The sequence below is a fragment of the Reichenbachiella sp. genome (assembly GCF_965223055.1).
Taxonomy (GTDB): Bacteria; Bacteroidota; Bacteroidia; order Cytophagales; family Cyclobacteriaceae; genus Reichenbachiella.
Map to the genome: position 1 here is coordinate 191,960 of NZ_CBDCVM010000005.1, position 16,489 is coordinate 208,448.

General features: G+C 40.3%; 15 protein-coding genes. 7 read left to right on the forward strand and 8 right to left on the reverse strand.

The annotated features are described in order from the left end of the window. Positions 1 to 123: 123 nt before the first annotated feature. Positions 124 to 1,608, forward strand: a complete 1,485-nt coding sequence (locus tag ACOQO5_RS03860; RefSeq protein WP_420580364.1) for a 7TM diverse intracellular signaling domain-containing protein — start codon at positions 124 to 126, stop codon at positions 1,606 to 1,608. A 270-nt stretch (positions 1,609 to 1,878) separates the two neighbouring features. Here ACOQO5_RS03860 and ACOQO5_RS03865 read toward each other — a convergent pair whose 3' ends face one another. Next, positions 1,879 to 5,223 (reverse strand): amidohydrolase family protein, encoded by a 3,345-nt coding sequence (locus ACOQO5_RS03865; RefSeq protein WP_420580365.1) that lies wholly within the window; start codon positions 5,221 to 5,223, stop codon positions 1,879 to 1,881. A gap of 108 nt (positions 5,224 to 5,331) precedes the next feature. After that, on the reverse strand, positions 5,332 to 6,261 hold the full coding sequence (locus ACOQO5_RS03870; RefSeq protein ID WP_420580366.1) for a polysaccharide deacetylase family protein: 930 nt from the start codon (positions 6,259 to 6,261) through the stop codon (positions 5,332 to 5,334). 104 nt (positions 6,262 to 6,365) lie between these two features. Between ACOQO5_RS03870 and ACOQO5_RS03875 the strand changes: the two genes are divergently transcribed. From ACOQO5_RS03875 to ACOQO5_RS03885, 3 genes are read left to right on the forward strand one after another with little or no spacing between them, the layout of a single operon-like run. Continuing rightward, a complete protein-coding gene (locus tag ACOQO5_RS03875; RefSeq protein ID WP_420580367.1) occupies positions 6,366 to 6,788 on the forward strand; it encodes an SRPBCC family protein in 423 nt (140 codons plus the stop codon). Between the two features lie 2 nt (positions 6,789 to 6,790). Next, the gene (locus tag ACOQO5_RS03880; protein WP_420580368.1) at positions 6,791 to 7,096 is read left to right on the forward strand and encodes a DUF1330 domain-containing protein; all 306 of its coding nucleotides are present in this window, start codon (positions 6,791 to 6,793) and stop codon (positions 7,094 to 7,096) included. A 40-nt stretch (positions 7,097 to 7,136) separates the two neighbouring features. After that, the gene (locus ACOQO5_RS03885; protein WP_420580369.1) at positions 7,137 to 8,003 is read left to right on the forward strand and encodes a helix-turn-helix domain-containing protein; all 867 of its coding nucleotides are present in this window, start codon (positions 7,137 to 7,139) and stop codon (positions 8,001 to 8,003) included. Positions 8,004 to 8,071: 68 nt separating this feature from the next. Here the strand turns inward: ACOQO5_RS03885 and ACOQO5_RS03890 are convergent, their stop codons facing one another. From ACOQO5_RS03890 to ACOQO5_RS03905, 4 genes are all read right to left on the reverse strand, one after another. Next, positions 8,072 to 8,689, reverse strand: coding sequence for a hypothetical protein (locus tag ACOQO5_RS03890; protein WP_420580370.1), 618 nt, complete (start codon positions 8,687 to 8,689; stop codon positions 8,072 to 8,074). Positions 8,690 to 8,700: 11 nt separating this feature from the next. Next, entirely contained in the window at positions 8,701 to 10,248 is a 1,548-nt protein-coding gene (locus tag ACOQO5_RS03895) for a YHYH protein (RefSeq protein WP_420580371.1), read from the reverse strand. A gap of 145 nt (positions 10,249 to 10,393) precedes the next feature. Then, positions 10,394 to 11,176, reverse strand: a complete 783-nt coding sequence (gene speB, locus ACOQO5_RS03900) for an agmatinase (RefSeq protein WP_420580372.1) — start codon at positions 11,174 to 11,176, stop codon at positions 10,394 to 10,396. 47 nt (positions 11,177 to 11,223) lie between these two features. Continuing rightward, complete coding sequence (locus ACOQO5_RS03905) at positions 11,224 to 11,805, reverse strand: class I SAM-dependent methyltransferase (protein WP_420580373.1); 582 nt, start codon at positions 11,803 to 11,805, stop codon at positions 11,224 to 11,226. A 207-nt stretch (positions 11,806 to 12,012) separates the two neighbouring features. Between ACOQO5_RS03905 and ACOQO5_RS03910 the strand changes: the two genes are divergently transcribed. After that, entirely contained in the window at positions 12,013 to 13,566 is a 1,554-nt protein-coding gene (locus ACOQO5_RS03910; protein ID WP_420580374.1) for a M20/M25/M40 family metallo-hydrolase, read from the forward strand. Between the two features lie 27 nt (positions 13,567 to 13,593). Here the strand turns inward: ACOQO5_RS03910 and ACOQO5_RS03915 are convergent, their stop codons facing one another. After that, positions 13,594 to 13,911, reverse strand: coding sequence for a type II toxin-antitoxin system RelE/ParE family toxin (locus ACOQO5_RS03915; protein WP_420580375.1), 318 nt, complete (start codon positions 13,909 to 13,911; stop codon positions 13,594 to 13,596). Beyond that, positions 13,908 to 14,126, reverse strand: a complete 219-nt coding sequence (locus tag ACOQO5_RS03920; protein ID WP_420580376.1) for a hypothetical protein — start codon at positions 14,124 to 14,126, stop codon at positions 13,908 to 13,910. The genes ACOQO5_RS03915 and ACOQO5_RS03920 overlap by 4 nt, the downstream gene beginning before the upstream one ends. Positions 14,127 to 14,386: 260 nt before the next feature. On the opposite strand from ACOQO5_RS03920, the gene ACOQO5_RS03925 reads away from it, so the two are divergent. Continuing rightward, positions 14,387 to 14,761: a BlaI/MecI/CopY family transcriptional regulator gene (locus tag ACOQO5_RS03925; RefSeq protein ID WP_420580377.1), complete on the forward strand. Its 375-nt coding sequence runs from the start codon at positions 14,387 to 14,389 to the stop codon at positions 14,759 to 14,761. After that, complete coding sequence (locus tag ACOQO5_RS03930; protein ID WP_420580378.1) at positions 14,754 to 16,466, forward strand: M56 family metallopeptidase; 1,713 nt, start codon at positions 14,754 to 14,756, stop codon at positions 16,464 to 16,466. Before ACOQO5_RS03925 ends, ACOQO5_RS03930 begins: the two co-directional genes overlap by 8 nt. The last annotated feature ends 23 nt before the right edge of the window (positions 16,467 to 16,489 follow it).

Genomic DNA, 16,489 nt, shown 5'->3' on the forward strand with positions numbered 1-16,489 from the left:
ATTTATGATTTTGATCATGTCGCTCGTAGGATAAAAAATATGTGATTCGTTCAGACTTAATCCGAACAATTCAAATCAATAAACTTTTTATCTCGTATTTTACAGCCTACTGATACGACCATATTGAGAAATTACATTTACTTCATTCTTTTTTGGCTGAACATTGCAAATGTTCCACTGACTGATGCAAAAGAAACGTCGTCAGTGTCCATCACGGAATCATATTATCTGGTAGACCCAACCGGGAAAGCCACTATCATTGAAGTGACTAGCTCATTTCAAAAAGGCCATTTTCAAAACACATTCAAAAAACCAATCAACTTTAGTATCATGGATTCGGTGGTGTGGTTTTCATGCTATGTCAACACGATACAAGAGGATAAATACATAAGCCCAGGTAATGAATCAACAGCATGGGAAGTAGAACTGTATGCTCAAAGCGAATCAGGTCGATTTGAAAGACAGCTTTCATACGATCACTTAGAAGGGCAGAATCAGGAAGGAGTGCTGCCGTTTCGAACGCTTGGATTAGCGCTACCGCAAAATTATGATGGACAAATTCTTCTTCGAATTGCGGGAAGGAGGCACAAAAACTATGCACTGAAAGTAGGCAATCTGACCTCCATGACTAGCTACCTGATCCAAAAACAGATGATCCCTATTGCATTCATGGCTATCATGCTTTGTATTTTTGTTTACAACCTATTTCTGCTCATTTCTACTCGAGACCTGGTTTTCATTCCCTATTTACTCTATGTTCTTTTCATTTCATTCGCCATTCCGTTTCATGGTGGTTATGTATTGTTTAGTGCCAAATGGATGTGGCAAGGCATGCCATTTTATACTTTGTGGACAAGTATTGGTTATCTGACTGCTGCTTTTTTTACTATTTATTATCTTGATCTACGGAGAACTTCTGTCCGCTTTTTCTATTTGATCGTCTTTTTGTCGTCCATCCTTGTTGTTGTCATCCCAATTTTAGATGCTACAAGCATGCTTCTTTTCGGTACCATATCTATTATCCTTTCTATTACGTCCTTTTTATTCTATTTGAGTTTATGGGCTGCAGGTATCTACGCTTGGGTCAGGGGACAACAAAACGCAAGATTTTATGTCATCGGATGGTTGTTTGCACTATCTAGTATGATTCTATTTATTTTATCCGTCAATGGTTTGATTGCCTATACCAATTTTGTAGAGCAGTCCTTTTACTATGGTTTTGCGGTCGAAGCAGTATTATTTGCTTTTGCCATTGGAGGCCGAATGAAAATTCTTCAGCTAGAAAAAATCGCCCTCGAGGTTGAGCACGTCAACTACATCACTGAACAAAACCGTCTATTGGCCAAACAATCATTTATGAACTCGCATTTGCTCCGAGCTCCATTATCAAGAATATTAGGATTAATCAACCTTCTAAAATCCCCTTTGTCGAAGAAGGAAAATGAAAGGTATGTATCTCTGGTAGAAGACTCAACCATTGAGATGGACGATATCTCTAAAAGAATATCAGCCATGCTAGAAGAAGGAGGGTATTTAGATGAATATCAAGAGGATTTTGAAGAGGTTAAACAAAGCATCTATAAAGAACTCAAAAGAAAAAAGGAGTAAAATTTTTTTCCTTTCAATGTCTTTTTAGCCAAGTGAATTTCGTCTTATGCATAACAGTATCTGTTTTGCTCACTAATTGTGCAAAACATGTCACTCTGTTAATTAATTGACGTAAATCAGAAAGAGATGAAGACACAAAGAAATAACCACAACTTGAAGAATAGAAACGTTCAAAAGTCTCCAGTATGGAGAAATTTAACTTGTTATGAAAAATTACATTTGACTCTTTGCAAGAAATAGTCTTTATTTCTTGCAAAGAGTCTTCTTATATTACTTCATGCCTGGCACGTTTACTGGCTTCTCAATTTCCCATATCGATCGATCCAGCTTTTTAGCGTCAGGATAAACCTGGTCCAGCTCATCACCCGTGTATAACCTGCCGTTTTTCATTACCTGATAAATCGTATTGGTATTTCTAATATCATCCAGCGGGTTTTTATCAAAAATAACCAGGTCGGCTAATTTTCCCGGCTCTAAAGATCCCAGGTCATTGTCTAGACCTATGCCTCTGGCTCCTTGAATGGTGGCCGCTTTCAGCGCATCATGCGCTGAAATACCTCCACTTTGCATCGCCCAAAGTTCCCAGTGATAACCCAGCCCCTGCAACTGTCCATGACTTCCTACCGCCGGATGTCCACCTGCAGCATCTAAATCTTTCACAAACTCGGCATGCCGTTCGAAGATGTGCTCTTCTTTAACAAACCAAGCACCTCTTCTTCTTGATTTTTGATCTAGTTCTTCTTGCGCACTGAATCTTTGCAATTTCTCATCATTAAGCACATCCTCAGTGGCATAGAAATATTCCTCTGCCCAAGGCCCTCCGTATGCTACCAATAAAGTAGGTGTATAGGTGGTACCGGCTTTGGCTACAAATTGAATGACATCATTGTATAATGGATAAATTGGGAAACTATGTTCATGTCCAGGAAAACCATCCGTGATTTGCGTCAAATCTAATTTCATATCTAATGCTCCCTCTGTCGTAGGCATTAGTTTCTGCTCTTTGGCGGCTTGAATGATCCACTGGCGTTGTTGACGATTGCCGGTGATGTACATCTTGATCGTCTTGGTGTCATAATATTCGCTATACTGTTTCAATACTTTTCTGGCATGTGCCAGGCTTTGTATGTTATTGGCCCAAAAGCCTACGCCCGGTCCGGTAGAATATATTCTTGGTCCAACCATATTATTGGCTCTTACATGGTCGGCGTATGTCAGGACATCATCTGACCCAGTTTGTGGATCTCTTGTGGTAGTTACTCCATATGCTAAATTGGCCGCATACATCCATACTTGCGCTTTGTGAATGCCCCACTCTGGCCACATGTGCGCATGTGTGTCAACAAATCCAGGAGCAATTGTCTTTCCTTCTAGATCCATTGTCTTCGTACCTGACGAAACGGCGAGCGATCCAGATTCTCCTATAGACGTTATTCTATTATTTGTAATAAGAATATCGCCCTTTTCTATGATTTCATCCCCTTTCATGGTGATGATTCTTGCATTTTGTAGCAAGACTGAACCTTTAGGAATATCTCGATCAATCATTACTTTCACCCGAACTTCTGAGGCTTCATATTGAGGGTCTTCCTTGTCTTTTTCTTTGCCCTTTTTTTCCTCTTTATCACCTTCTTTCTTTTCGTCTTTCTTTTCTTTTGCTTCGGCCTTTTTTGCTTTTTTCAAACTATCCGCAAAAACTATAGCCTCTGGTATATCATAATCGAAAAAGGCGTTTCCTAATGTGAAATGCACATTCTTCCCATTGGCATTCCATGTAGCAAAATGTCCGCCCATACTGGTCACTTGTCTTGCAGGAAATTCTGCGTCTTCTGGCTTTGCCACCGAAATTTCCACCGTTTTTCCTCCTTTGTATGGAACTGTTACTACATAAATATCATTGTTGATTTGCACCAAAGCCTCCTCACCATTCGGTGACAAACGAATCATTTCGGCTTTCGAAGGATCTTTTGCACCGAAAGTGGTGATTCCTTTCACCTTTAGATGCTCTTTGGCATCAGAGCCATCCCATCTAATGGACACTAATCCCTTTTCATAATTGGTGAAGTATATTCTGTCATTCACATTGGTAAAGTGAGGTGTGAATCGCCCTTTTGTTCGATCAATCACAGTTGTTTTTCCCCCACTTGCTGAAACCCAGGCTATTTCGGCATCAATACCTATATGGAAAGGACTATAGGCATCATCAAATTTCTGCGCTGCACCTTGAATAAAAACGATACGGTTAGATTTAGACCATGCTGGCTCCATATATACCGCGGGTAAGGTTGTCAGCTTTATTGGCTTAGGCTTGCCTGTTACATTAACTTTATTCACACTCCCTCCTCCTTTTTTCCAAGAGGTGTAGGCCACCCATTTGTTATCCGGAGACCAAGCAGGATACCCTTCTGAATCAGTTGACTTCGTTAGTCTTTTTGGTGTACCCGATGGGTAATCCATCACGTACAATTTATCCAATACTGTAAATGCCAACTTAGACCCATCAGGTGATAATTTTGCATCTCTTATTTGTCTAGCTACAAACTGTGGTTCATCAGAAACAGGATAGTCAAAATCCAATTCTGGACCTAGATCGAGTTGAACGTCAACAGAAAAAGGAATTTCAATGGCTTCTCCTCCAGCAACAGGAACTTTGTAAATTTTCCCACCATATGAAGTAACCAAATATTGATTATCTGGTGTAAATGACATACCAGGCAATACATCCATTGTGGCAATAGATTCTTGTTCATCTCTCTGCACTGGATAAGCCAACCACCGTTCTTCTCCACTTTTTAATTCTCTTAGAATCAAACCAGTTTTAGTTTCAAATCGAGTGCCATAAACTAACCACTTCCCATTAGGTGATATGGTGGGAGTGAATGCCGAGCCATACCTATCCGTTATCACTTCTGACTCTCCCGTTTCTCGATCATAAACGACCAATTGATACTGAGGCAATTGTGCATTATAATGCCAACCTCTATGTCTTTGAGAATACCAAATATATCTTCCGTCTGGAGATACAGCTGGCTCAACTGTTTTCATTTCCTTAGGATCTTCAATGAGTTGAACTCCGCCTCCTCCGTCTTTGTGGTACATCCATAGTTTGGTTTGTCGCAAGGCCAAAGCACCCCCTTTAGACACGATCAAATAGTTACCATCAGGAGTCCAATCGGTTGACTGCATACTGTTGCTACTTCCTTTTGTAATTTGTTTTTGTTCTCTAGATTCCAGGTCGATGCGCCACAAGTTTTCACTTCCGCTTTTATCAGAAATAAAAGCTACTGATTTCCCATCAGGACTAAATCTTGGATGAGTATCATAAGGCATACCTGAAGTAAGTGTATCTGCTTTACCTCCAGAGATAGGCATTAGATACAAATCTCCGAGCATATCAAAAACAATGGTTTGTCCATCAGGGCTTACATCCAATGACAACCAAGTCCCTTGATTAGTAGTAAATTCAATTTTTCGAGTGGGTTCTAAGGGTAATTCCTTAGTCGCTTTTTTTACAGTGTCAGACTTTATCGTATCCGATTGGAAAGTATAAGCATGTAAGTTTAGAGTCAGGCACAAAATGAATGTGCCAAGAAAAGTGGTTTTTAGAAACATCATTGAGAGTTTTAGTTTCTATAAAAATGCCCTTTTATATCTCGACCTCCAAATTGGTTGTTATGAACGGTGATTTTTTAAAATGATTTGCTGTATGGAATATCAGGCTTTTTACTCTATGAATTCCGGTACTTTTGGCTCATCCTTAAAAATATCCCTCGATTTTCCTTTACTCAAATTCCATCGATCGATCCAAGATATACCCCAGTTATCAAAATAGGTAACTTCAGTCTGGTAAGCCGGGTCTTTCAAAGCCTCCTCTTGAGAAATAAAAGAATATCCATGTTCCACATACTTTTGCATAACCTTATCCAGGTATTGTGCATTGAGATAGCTGGCATGGGTCAGCAAAGTCTGAGCAATGACCCGACCAAATAGGTCCATAGATTGCTTTTCATAGTAGATAAGTACTTGTTCCATATAGTCTACGTAGGCCTCACCAATCTTTTCCATCAATGCCCTATCATCTTTCTTAAAAGCATCGCTATATGCCTTGGCAAATCGCCAATCCGAATTGTCTATGCTGACGGGAGCCACCACATAACCGTGTTCAGCCAAAAATTGATTCAAAGAATCATAGGCCGATTGAGTCAAGCCTACCTGTAAGTAAGGGTGCCTGAAATATTTTAGTTCCTTTCCATATTGCTCCAAAAGAGGTCTTGTGATCAACTCTCCTTTCAAAATTCCAGCTGAATATTCATCGAATGGTGATTTGTGATAACTCAAATGAGCAAAGGTATGATTCCCAAGATCATAACCACTGCTGGCCCACATTTCCAGATGTTTCACCTTTGAGACATCCACGGTATCGTTAGTATACACTTTGCTTTCATTGACAAAACCAATGGCTGGAATATCAAATCTCTCAAAGGTCGCAATTAAGTCTCGGGTAATTTCATAGGTGAATGCAGTATCCATGATTCCATAGCTCACTACAGTCAAATCATCCACGGACACATTTACCTTCTTATGTTGCGCAGAAAGATTCGCGCTATATACCGAAACGATAATTAGCAAGAAGGAGAAACTCCAGTATTTCATATATATCAAAACTTAATTTGACCCAATTTCACAAACCTTTGGTCTTTTTCCAAAACTCACTTTTACATGACTTTAAGAGTTTTGGAGAAACAAAATATATAGTCATGAAAAAATCAAGTTTCAAAGTAGAACAAATAATTAATGCTTCTCCTAATCAAGCATGGGAGGTAATTGGAGCCGTTTCAGGAGTTGAAAAATGGCTGGGGCCGATTACGGCTTGCCGCATCGATGGGGGCAAACGATTCTGTACTACAGAAGACGGTACATTCGAGGAAGACATACTCAAGGTAGATCATCATTCAAAAGTGTTGGAATACGCTATCCCGAGCCAGCACATGATTCCTGTTGAGAATATTTTTGGTACAATGGAAGTAAGTCAAGCTTCTGATGGAAAGGCACTCATCACTTGGCATTGGAATTTCGAAGTACTTCCAGAAAATGAAGAAGTAGCTAAAAATACTTTTGAAATGCTCGGAGGGATGGGGCTATCTGGCATAGATTCATTAATCAACCAAAAAGCTGCTTAGTGATGGAGAAAGTAATATTGGTTGTATTGGCAACGATCAACCCCTTAGAAAAAGAGGCGGCCAATCACTACATGACACAAGCCAATGAAATGTTTAAATCTGTTGGTGCAAAACCATTGTACAAATACCCATTGGAAAAACAATTCATAGGAAAACTGAATATTCAAATGACAGCGGCCATAGAGTTTCCAAATCAAAAATCATTCGATGCTGTTTTTGAATCTGAAGCATATCAGCAGCTTATTCCTGATAGGGAAAAAGGATTTTCTTTCTTGAATGCTTATATCTCTAAACCTGCAGCGAAATAGTTAAGATTAGATTTATATCTTTAGCACCTAGCCTTAACGAATGATATTAGAACATCATACTTTTGAACTTTTTGGTAAGGAGGTGTTTGTGAGAGCAGTCTTGCAAACACCTTTTTCTCAGCCAAACCCTATGCCGGATGAAGCTTGCTTTTTATTCGTCCGAAAAGGCGTGGGTATAGCTTATTCAGAAACTAATCAAGTCACTGCAAAAGCAAGTGAAGGAATTTTGATGAAATGTGGTAGCTTCTTCCACAAAATGGAAGGAGACCAGGAAGATACCATATATGAAGCGATCGCCGTTCACTTTCATCCGGAAGTCTTATCTAAAATTTATGGACATGATTTGCCGAGTTTTCTAACATCTAAAAACATCGGTACGCCAGTAAATCCGGCCAAGAAAATCGAACCAGATGAGTTGTTCGAAAAGTTTTTTGATAGTCTGTTGTATTATTTCTCTAATCCTCAATTGGTAAATGAAGAGCTGATGGCATTAAAGCTAAAAGAATTGTTGCTACTGTTAGAAAATACGCCAGAGTCGGATAAGCTTCACCAAATATTGTCCAGTCTGTTTTCTCCTCAGCAATATTCTTTCAAATCAATTATTGAAGCACATTTATTCGAACCCTTGAGCCTTGACGGGCTGGCCACTATTTGTGGTATGAGTTTGTCTAGTTTCAAACGGAGGTTCAAAGAAATATTTAAAGAAAGCCCTGCCAAATACATCAAAGAGCAGAGATTGAGTAAGGCATCAGACCTATTGAAAGACCAGCATCTTTCAATTTCGGAAATTGCCTACACTTGCGCGTTCAGCGATGTAGCTCTTTTCTCCAATAGTTTCAGGCAATTCTTTGGACAATCTCCAACCGACTATCGAAATGAAATGAAACAAAGGTTAAATTATAATTAAAAAAACCCGCAGGTCAGGCCTTCTGCCTTTTTCCTGCGGGGTCTACTTGAAAAGGTATCTTTTGATTTCTACGCTTTTAGCTTTTTCCTTGAAAATGCAATAACCATAACTATGGCTAGCATAATGCCTCCTCCACTCAACATGAAAAACTGATCTGGACGAGGTTCTTTCTCTACGGCAACAATGCCCCGTGAGGTAAAACTCAGATCAACATTGAACCCATTGTCCTCGCTTAGAAAAAACTTAGTAATATTCTTACCGCCCCGATAGATTCTAAACAAGTTGGTATGGTTGTAGGTGTTGCCGAACATAGGAATGTATACCTGTGCCTCAGCCGGATGCGGTGGCATTTCAGGAAGCACAAACTTTAGGTCTGTTTGATGCGAACCCAACATGATGCCACCATTTCTTAATTTAATGATCTCTCCATCCACTGTTAAGTGGAAATTCGATTTCACGTATTCCACTATTAAATTTTGATAGGATTTCCTGTCCAGTTTTTCTAACTTTTCTGAACCATGGGTTTCAATCATGGTAGCATCGATTCCTGCCTGCGCAAAATTCATCTCTACTAGCCAACCTGCTCCGGTATCCCGCAAGGTGAAAGTCGCAATCTTAGCATTGTGAGCTACGGCACTGAACACCATAGATCCAATCAGTAATATGATAGCAACCAATCTTTTCATCACAGTCATAATCAAGAAGGTTTAGCAAAAGCGTCCACCGACTGCTTACCGACGATACATGGAGGTACATTGGTCACATCTGTAGAAGCATGGTAGTGATAGATTCCATCGGGATATTCACCAGTTGCCGCCATATGCCCGTTACACGAATCCAAGTCTGTCGGGTCCACGCCTTCCGAATCTTGTCCCGAATAGATGGGGTACCCATCTCTTGCATAGCCCATGAGTACGGTAGCCTCTTGATCTTTCTTGGAGCATTGAATGTCATTGTCTTTGTCCAACAATCCCTGAGCATCCAAGGTGGCATCCATGTAAGCTGCTATAAAGTGCCAGTGATAGTAGCCTGATGGATCATGATGTCCACCACATCTATCCAAAGATGGGATTTTACCGTTGTTGGAGACTACTGATGGTGGCGCTCCATTGATAGGCACGCCGTCCAAAGCCAAACCTACAAACTCAACACTTTCAATGTTATCTGCCGAGCTTAGGTCTGTAGGAACTACAGGTATTTCAAAAGTAAGCGTTAGATTGTCGTCAGGTGTAGGTTCTAGGCAAGCTGCTGAAGCTGGCATGGCTGTTCGACCTCCTCCAGGAACCACCGTTTCAATAGTAATATCATAACTCCCATCTCCATTAGCCACATCAGCAATGATGTCATAACCATCCGTTTCCATCGCTTGGAATAACGCCGCTTTCATTACTTGAAAGCCCGGATTGGTTGTTCCATCATAGTTTCCAAAACCTCCAACATCAAAAGTGGTTTCTGGACAATAAGGTCCTTCATCATCTATCGGATTACTAGAAAACTTGATCTGATAGCACTGACCAGAACCCCCTTCGCTATAGTTGCAATCCACCAAGGTTGCACTTTCGAACCCAAACATATCTTTATACAAAGAAATATCGATCACATAAGAAGTGAAGCTAAAGGAAGCCTCTGAAGTTCCTCCATTTCCATCCGATGCAGTCACTTTTCCAGAGAAAGCCATCCCCGAAGCCAAATCAGTCAAGCTATAGCTCGTAGCACTTTCTGCAGACTCAAGCTCATCAGAATCTAAAGTAATAGCATAGGTAACCGCATCGCCATCTGGATCCGCAGCAGCTGTCCAAGACAATTCTGCTCTGTTGTGAGTTAGATCAGAAACTGTAACCGTAAACGAACCTGGGTTTTCATTTTCATTTGAAGACCCATCTTCATTGTCGGTAGTAAAAGAAAATGAGGCGTTTGATTCTCCGCCGTTACCATCCATCGCCACCACGCTACCGGAATAATCTGTACCGGCTGTTAAGCCTGAAAAGGTAAAACTGGTACCTGGCTGACTTGAAGCAACTTCATCAGAACCCAAATTGACATCATAGGTCAGGGCGTCTCCATCAGCATCTTCCGGCGCTGTCCACGATATTACCGCAGATGTCTTTTCAATGTCACTAGTTGTTATGGTAAAGCTTCCAGGCGCTGAGTTTTCTCCGGAATCTGTAGACTTGCTCTCTTCGCAAGCTGTGGTATAGAGTATGCATACCAACAGCATGAGTTTAGATAATAAATATGGTCTCATAGTTCATCGTTTTTTTCTGACACACCTCCACATGAAGGTTTGTGTTATATCAAAACGAACGAACAACCAGATTCCCTACCCGAGATTAATCATAAAATAAAAGTGGCCTATTTGAACAAAAGGGGAAACAAGCATTTGAGTACTCTCACTTAATTGACATTTTTCCTAAAATTTCCTTCATCAACTTGGCCGCCAAAAAGGCTGTCATTTGCTTGTGGTCTCGATTAGGATTGTATTCTACAATGTCAGCTCCTATGACTTCTCCCTTTATATTGTGAATTAAATCCAGCACTTGTCGAGTAGACAACCCTCCCGGTTCATGGTGAGAAACTCCCGGAGCATAAGCCGGATCCAGCCCATCCAAATCCAACGAAATATAGACCGGGTTATCAAACTCGGGAATTCTATTCAAGTCTAGGCCCTTCATTTGATGAATCTCTACACCAAACTTATCTGCTTGTTGGATTTGATGATCGTTTAGGGTTCGAATACCAACTTGAACAAGCCTTGTGGCCAAACTGTTTTCCATAATTCTGGCAAAGGGGCAGGCGTGGGAGTATTTGTCTCCTTCAAATTCATCATACAAGTCTCCATGGGCATCGATATGCAAAATATCGAGCTTTGGATATTTCTCATGATGAGCCTTAATGATAGGATAGGTAATGGAGTGGTCTCCACCTAACGTCAGAATCTTTGACCCATTGCTGAGGTGATTGAGAGTAATTTTCTCAATGTCAAAATAATCTTTGATTTCAAAATCTCCTTGATCCGCTATGGGTTTATCTTCTATGGCGATTCCTGTTTCTGTAAACAGATTCATCGACCCGCCATATAGTGCCTCGCGAATTAATGGAGGCGCCAAAGCAGGCCCTTGTTCAAAGGATGACTTTTCGTCGAACTGGATACCTTGAATTATAATATCGGTCATGTGCATGATAGTTTCTCCCGATTATCAATATAGCCAAATATGACGCGTCATTTGGTGATCAGATATATTTTAATCACTGGATCGAAAGTATTTACCTCTTCCATCCGCACGTTTTCAAGTGATTCTAATATGCCACTCATGTAACCACCTTTTTGATAAGAATTGAAATGGGAGAAATGGCCAGAAAAGCGCTGATCTAACCACAAAAGAAACCGCTGCCACCAATTAGTCGGGGCGCAAAAAGCACAGATGATCATTTGATCCGCGCTGTTTAGTAATTGATGAACTAGCTCATGTGCTTCTTCAGGCTTTAGCACATGAAAAACCAAACTTGCAATGGCATAATCAAATGGTTTTGCGGGCATATGTTCGTGCACGACATCTGCTACTCGAAAATTTAGGTTTTGAACACCTTCCGTTTCTTTTCGATCATTGGCATAAGCTATTAACCGCCCATCGATGTCAAGGCCTGTTCCTTGTTTGATTTTGGAAGCTAATCTGAATAGCAAGTCCCCATTGCCGCAGCCGATTTCAAGCACCCGAGCATCCTCAGCTACCAAATCACAAATTTGCTCTCGGATAGGTCTGAGATACTTATCAACCGTGTTCGCTTTTATTTTTCCTTTCAATGAAGCTCCTTGAGTTTATTGAGTTCAATTTATAGAAAATATGGATTAGCAAACTGATTCAAGTAGCTAAGGACAGTGGTTGGTTGGAGACAACTCCAACGAAAGCAAAAATACCATCGAAAACTTGAGTCTTGGAAAGTATTACTGTCGTCTTAGTCAAAAAGTTTTTTTCACTACCTTGTACACACAACATCTCATTCTCATCTTATGAACACAATAATTAAACTCCTATTTATTGGATTATTTGCCATTCCAATTTGCTCCTTTGGACAGACTAATTCTCAAGATCTTGCCAAGATTAACACCGAAGGTTTTCAAAACTCTCAAGTGATGAGTCTGATAGCTGATTTGTCTGATGTCTATGCGCCTCGATTGACAGGAACGGATCAATATTTGGCAGCCGCGGAATGGGTAAAGCAAACCATGAATTCTTGGGGTATGGACGAGGCTTATTTCGAGAATTACTGTGATGATTGTATGGGTTGGGAAGTAAAATCCTTTAATGTAGAAATGGTAGCTCCTGCCTACATGAAAATTCAAGCCTATCCTTATGCCTGGACTGAAAGTTCGAATGGCGTACAGGAAGGTGAACTCGTTTGGATAGAACCATCTCCTGACTTGGATCATGTGAAAAATAAATGGACTGGGAAACTAAAAGGGAAAACCGTACTCATTGGGTCTGCGCCAGATCAGAATATGTTGTTTGATGCCCTTTCGACTCGATTGACAGAAGAGGCAATCGCCGAAGCTGAAAGATCCATTCACCCTGCTCCAGATAATCCCTTGGGACCATCGGCTGGAAATGTGGATTTGATCGAAGATTTAGAAATTATATTCGAACAGTTTATGCAAAAAGATGATGCTTTCTTTGCCTTCTTAAAGGCTGAAGGGGCACTAGCTATTTTCGGCACTACACCCTTATTCCCGGGTATTGTTCACCCAAGCGGCACCTATAATTTTAGAGAGAGTGATGAGAAGCCTATTCCATACTTTGCGATTTCGCCTGAGAACTTTGGGAAGTTGAGTCGCTTAACTAAGAGAGAGAAGACGCCTAAAATTAAATTTCACTTAGATTCAGAACTCTATTTAAAGCCAGAAAACAATGTGAATGTCTTAGCCGAAATCACTGGGTCAGATCCAAAACTAAAAGACGAAGTGGTGATGATAGGGGCGCACTTCGACTCCTGGCATCCGGCCTCCGGAGCCACAGACAATGGTGCTGGTTCCGCAGTAATGATGGAAGCGATGCGGATCATTAAAGCATCTGGCTTAAAACCAAAACGAACCATTAGAATGGCACTGTGGGGTGGTGAGGAACAAGGCTATGTGGGCTCCCTGGCCTATGCGGAAAATCATTTCGGTAAAGTGAAAGAAACAGCCAGGAAAAAAGAGGTAGAAAAGATTTCGGCTTATTTGAATATGGATAATGGTGCGGGCCAAATGCGAGGAATTTATCTACAAGGAAACGAAGCGGTCAAGCCCGTTTTTGAAGAAATGTTAGCGCCCTATGAACATTTGGATGTAAATCATCTTACGATTCAAAATACCAATATGACTGATCACGATGTATTTGACTATTACAATATCCCCGGATTTCAGATCATACAGGATCGATTGAACTATATGACTGTAACGCACCACACCAATTTGGATGCCTTGGAATATGTGCCAGAGCGAGACATGATGATCAATGCCACTGTCATAGCAGCACTAGTTTATCAAATTGCTGAGCGAGAGGGGATGATGCCTAGGAAGGATTAGCGCCTGAATATGATTTTTGACAGTTTGTTATCTAAATTTTCTAATTTCTTCTAGCAGTTCATCTGGGTTTTGCCTGTTGTCAGTTAAGGTAATAATTTCAATTTCATCGTTCTTGATTCTATAATAGAATGAAGTAAGCTTTGAGACTACGCATTTGAAAATGCCATTGAAAGAGTCAGACTTAGGGCATGATTCGGGAAAACTCTCTATTTTAGAAACCGACTGAACAAGTTCATTAAGGAATTTTTGTTTTGATTTTTCCCCCCACTCAGCGTTTAGGTATTCAGTAAGGGATTGTAGTTTAAATTCTGCCACTGGAGAAAGGTAGACTTTGTAATTCTTCATGAAACCTTTGCAATGAAAGAATCAAAAGATGTCCTTTTACCTTCGTTCAGTTGAGTTATGGCAATTTCAATCTCTTCCTTTTCTGCTGCCGTAAGAGTGTTTCCAAAATCCTTTTGAGTTCCAACAATCAGTTCTTTAATCTTCCTTAGAATTGCTGGATTGTCAAGATTCAGAATCAACTTGGCAAGTTCTATTTTAGATGTTTGAATGTCCATACTCAAAGATACAAAATATGTAAACAAAGGTAGTTTTAGCTACCATAGTGATATCAACACCTTAGTGTTTGATACTAGCTAATATCAGAAATATCAACCACTAATGTATCAGATATCTCTTATTAGAATAGCGTTGAACTGCGTTCTTTGAAGAAAAAGCACCTATAACTTAATATTAAGTTAAATAACTTATCAATAAGTTTGTAAACTTAAAAATAAGTTATACTATTGTGTAGCTGATTAAAATTAAACTCAATAGTATGGTCACTTTAACTAAGGCAGAGGAGAAGATTATGAAGATTCTCTGGGGTATCGAAAAAGGTTTTATCAAGGATATTATCAATGAGTACCCCGACCCTAAACCTCCCTACAATTCGGTCTCTACGATTGTGCGGGTATTGGTGCAGAAGGAGATCGTGGGCTATACGGCTTACGGCAAATCGCATCAGTATCATCCGCTGATCAGCAAAGACGAATATAGCGAGGGGCAACTGTCGCGGCTGGTGAAGGACTATTACAGCAATTCACTTAGCAAAGTGGTCAACTTCTTCTCTGAAAGCAAAGAGCTGGATGAAAAGGAATTAGACGAAGCCATGAAAATGCTCGAAGCAATTAAAAATCAGAAAAATGGATAAGCTCATTTGGTATTTGATGGAGTCCAGTGTAATGCTGGCCTGCCTATACGCACTGTATGTGCTGATATTGAGAAAAGAGACATTCTTCTCTCTCAATCGATTTTATCTGATTGGAATTGTCATTTTCAGCCTCGTCTTTCCGCTTTTGAGTTTTGATTTTAATCCAGCCCCTGTTGCCAAACTACCTATACAAGAAATCAGCAAAGCACGCATGAATTATTATGATGCATTTGCTGATTGGACATACGTCCAAACCCAAGCTTCTACCACGCCCACACAGGATACAAGCCACTGGTTTAGTGAATTGAATTGGACGAAAATCTTTTTGTGGGCCTTGGCAGGTGTTTATTTTATTGGCGTGGTCGTTTGTCTATCTCGTACGGTCTGGACGGTGCAATGGATCAATGGCTTGATCCGCAGTCACCCAGTCGTTGTGCAGGACCATGTGAATGTAGTGAAGGTAAAAAATCAGTTGGCACCTTTTTCCTTTTTGAATTATGTCTTTGTGCATGAAGAAATGATGGGTACTTCTGAGTTCGATCACATTCTGGCGCATGAACGTACGCATGTGAAACAACGTCATTCGATAGACTTAATATTTGTTCAATTGTTGGCGGCCTTTTTCTGGTTCAACCCAGTGATCTGGCGGCTGATTAAATCCCTAAAAACAACACATGAATATATAGCAGACAACCACATCCTAAACGAGGGTTATTCCTTAGTTGAGTATCAGACCTTGCTTTTGAGACAATTGATCAGCAACAACTCTTACGGGTTGGTACACAATTTCAATTTATCATTTATAAAAAAGCGAATAACCATGATGAAAAATAAAAAATCAGGCGCAATGGGTAAAGTAAAAGTAGCCCTGGCCTTAGTTGTAACCTTAACCTTTAGTGTAATTATGATTCAGTGCAACTCCGTAGAGGATGAGCAGGCTGTAATTACGTCTGAAAAGTCATTGAAGAACGGACATGATGAAGGAGTTATCCTCCCTGTCATTTCGGGTAGAGAAGGTACATATTATGCTTCCGAATCTGACCTATTGAACTTCACAGTAGTGAACGACCAACTAACTATTGACGGGGTCGAACATGAAGTAGGCGAAATAGCACAAGTCGTTGTGGCATCCGGTTTGACCAACAATGGAATCATTGCACTCAGAGTAGATCAAAATCAAAAGATGGGAATGATTCGTGATATTCAAACCGAATTGAGAAAAGCCAATCGACGTAAAGTACTGCAATTGGGTCAGTCACCTCTCGGGCAACCAGTGGAGTCTCCTATGCTTTTGCCTCCAATGAAAGGTCACAATTTACCTGGCGTTCCTCAGCTTCCGCACATCGATGATGCGTATGCAGCCAAACATGATATTGACATCCTTAAAATTTTCCTTGGAAAACAAGCGGATGTTACCAATCACAAAAAAGTATATGATTTTGTGAAAGATCAGATGGCGCAAGGCAAATCCAACTATGTGGTAAGTACTAAATATAGCAATACCGACACTTATGAGGCATACCTCAAAAATTGGGTCTATATACAGGAAGGTTTCAATCAAATTTATGAAGAGAGAAGTCAATCCATGTTTGGCAAATCTTATTTGGATCTAAATAAAGATATTCCAGAAGAATATGAACAATACATGACGGTCAAAAAAGGAATCCCAAGAGCAATATCCATTGCAGAACCTGAAGGCTGTTAAAATCTATTCATATCGAACATAGG

What these genes read in the sequence shown, in the direction of transcription:
- ACOQO5_RS03865 (WP_420580365.1), bottom strand. Translation starts at nt 5,223, where the DNA reads ATGATGTTTCTAAAAACCACTTTTCTTGGCACATTCATTTTGTGCCTG.
- ACOQO5_RS03870 (WP_420580366.1), bottom strand. Translation starts at nt 6,261, where the DNA reads ATGAAATACTGGAGTTTCTCCTTCTTGCTAATTATCGTTTCGGTATAT.
- ACOQO5_RS03880 (WP_420580368.1), top strand. Translation starts at nt 6,791, where the DNA reads ATGGAGAAAGTAATATTGGTTGTATTGGCAACGATCAACCCCTTAGAA.
- ACOQO5_RS03875 (WP_420580367.1), top strand. Translation starts at nt 6,366, where the DNA reads ATGAAAAAATCAAGTTTCAAAGTAGAACAAATAATTAATGCTTCTCCT.
- ACOQO5_RS03895 (WP_420580371.1), bottom strand. Translation starts at nt 10,248, where the DNA reads ATGAGACCATATTTATTATCTAAACTCATGCTGTTGGTATGCATACTC.
- ACOQO5_RS03910 (WP_420580374.1), top strand. Translation starts at nt 12,013, where the DNA reads ATGAACACAATAATTAAACTCCTATTTATTGGATTATTTGCCATTCCA.
- speB (WP_420580372.1), bottom strand. Translation starts at nt 11,176, where the DNA reads ATGACCGATATTATAATTCAAGGTATCCAGTTCGACGAAAAGTCATCC.
- ACOQO5_RS03885 (WP_420580369.1), top strand. Translation starts at nt 7,137, where the DNA reads ATGATATTAGAACATCATACTTTTGAACTTTTTGGTAAGGAGGTGTTT.
- ACOQO5_RS03915 (WP_420580375.1), bottom strand. Translation starts at nt 13,911, where the DNA reads ATGAAGAATTACAAAGTCTACCTTTCTCCAGTGGCAGAATTTAAACTA.
- ACOQO5_RS03930 (WP_420580378.1), top strand. Translation starts at nt 14,754, where the DNA reads ATGGATAAGCTCATTTGGTATTTGATGGAGTCCAGTGTAATGCTGGCC.
- ACOQO5_RS03925 (WP_420580377.1), top strand. Translation starts at nt 14,387, where the DNA reads ATGGTCACTTTAACTAAGGCAGAGGAGAAGATTATGAAGATTCTCTGG.
- ACOQO5_RS03920 (WP_420580376.1), bottom strand. Translation starts at nt 14,126, where the DNA reads ATGGACATTCAAACATCTAAAATAGAACTTGCCAAGTTGATTCTGAAT.
- ACOQO5_RS03890 (WP_420580370.1), bottom strand. Translation starts at nt 8,689, where the DNA reads ATGAAAAGATTGGTTGCTATCATATTACTGATTGGATCTATGGTGTTC.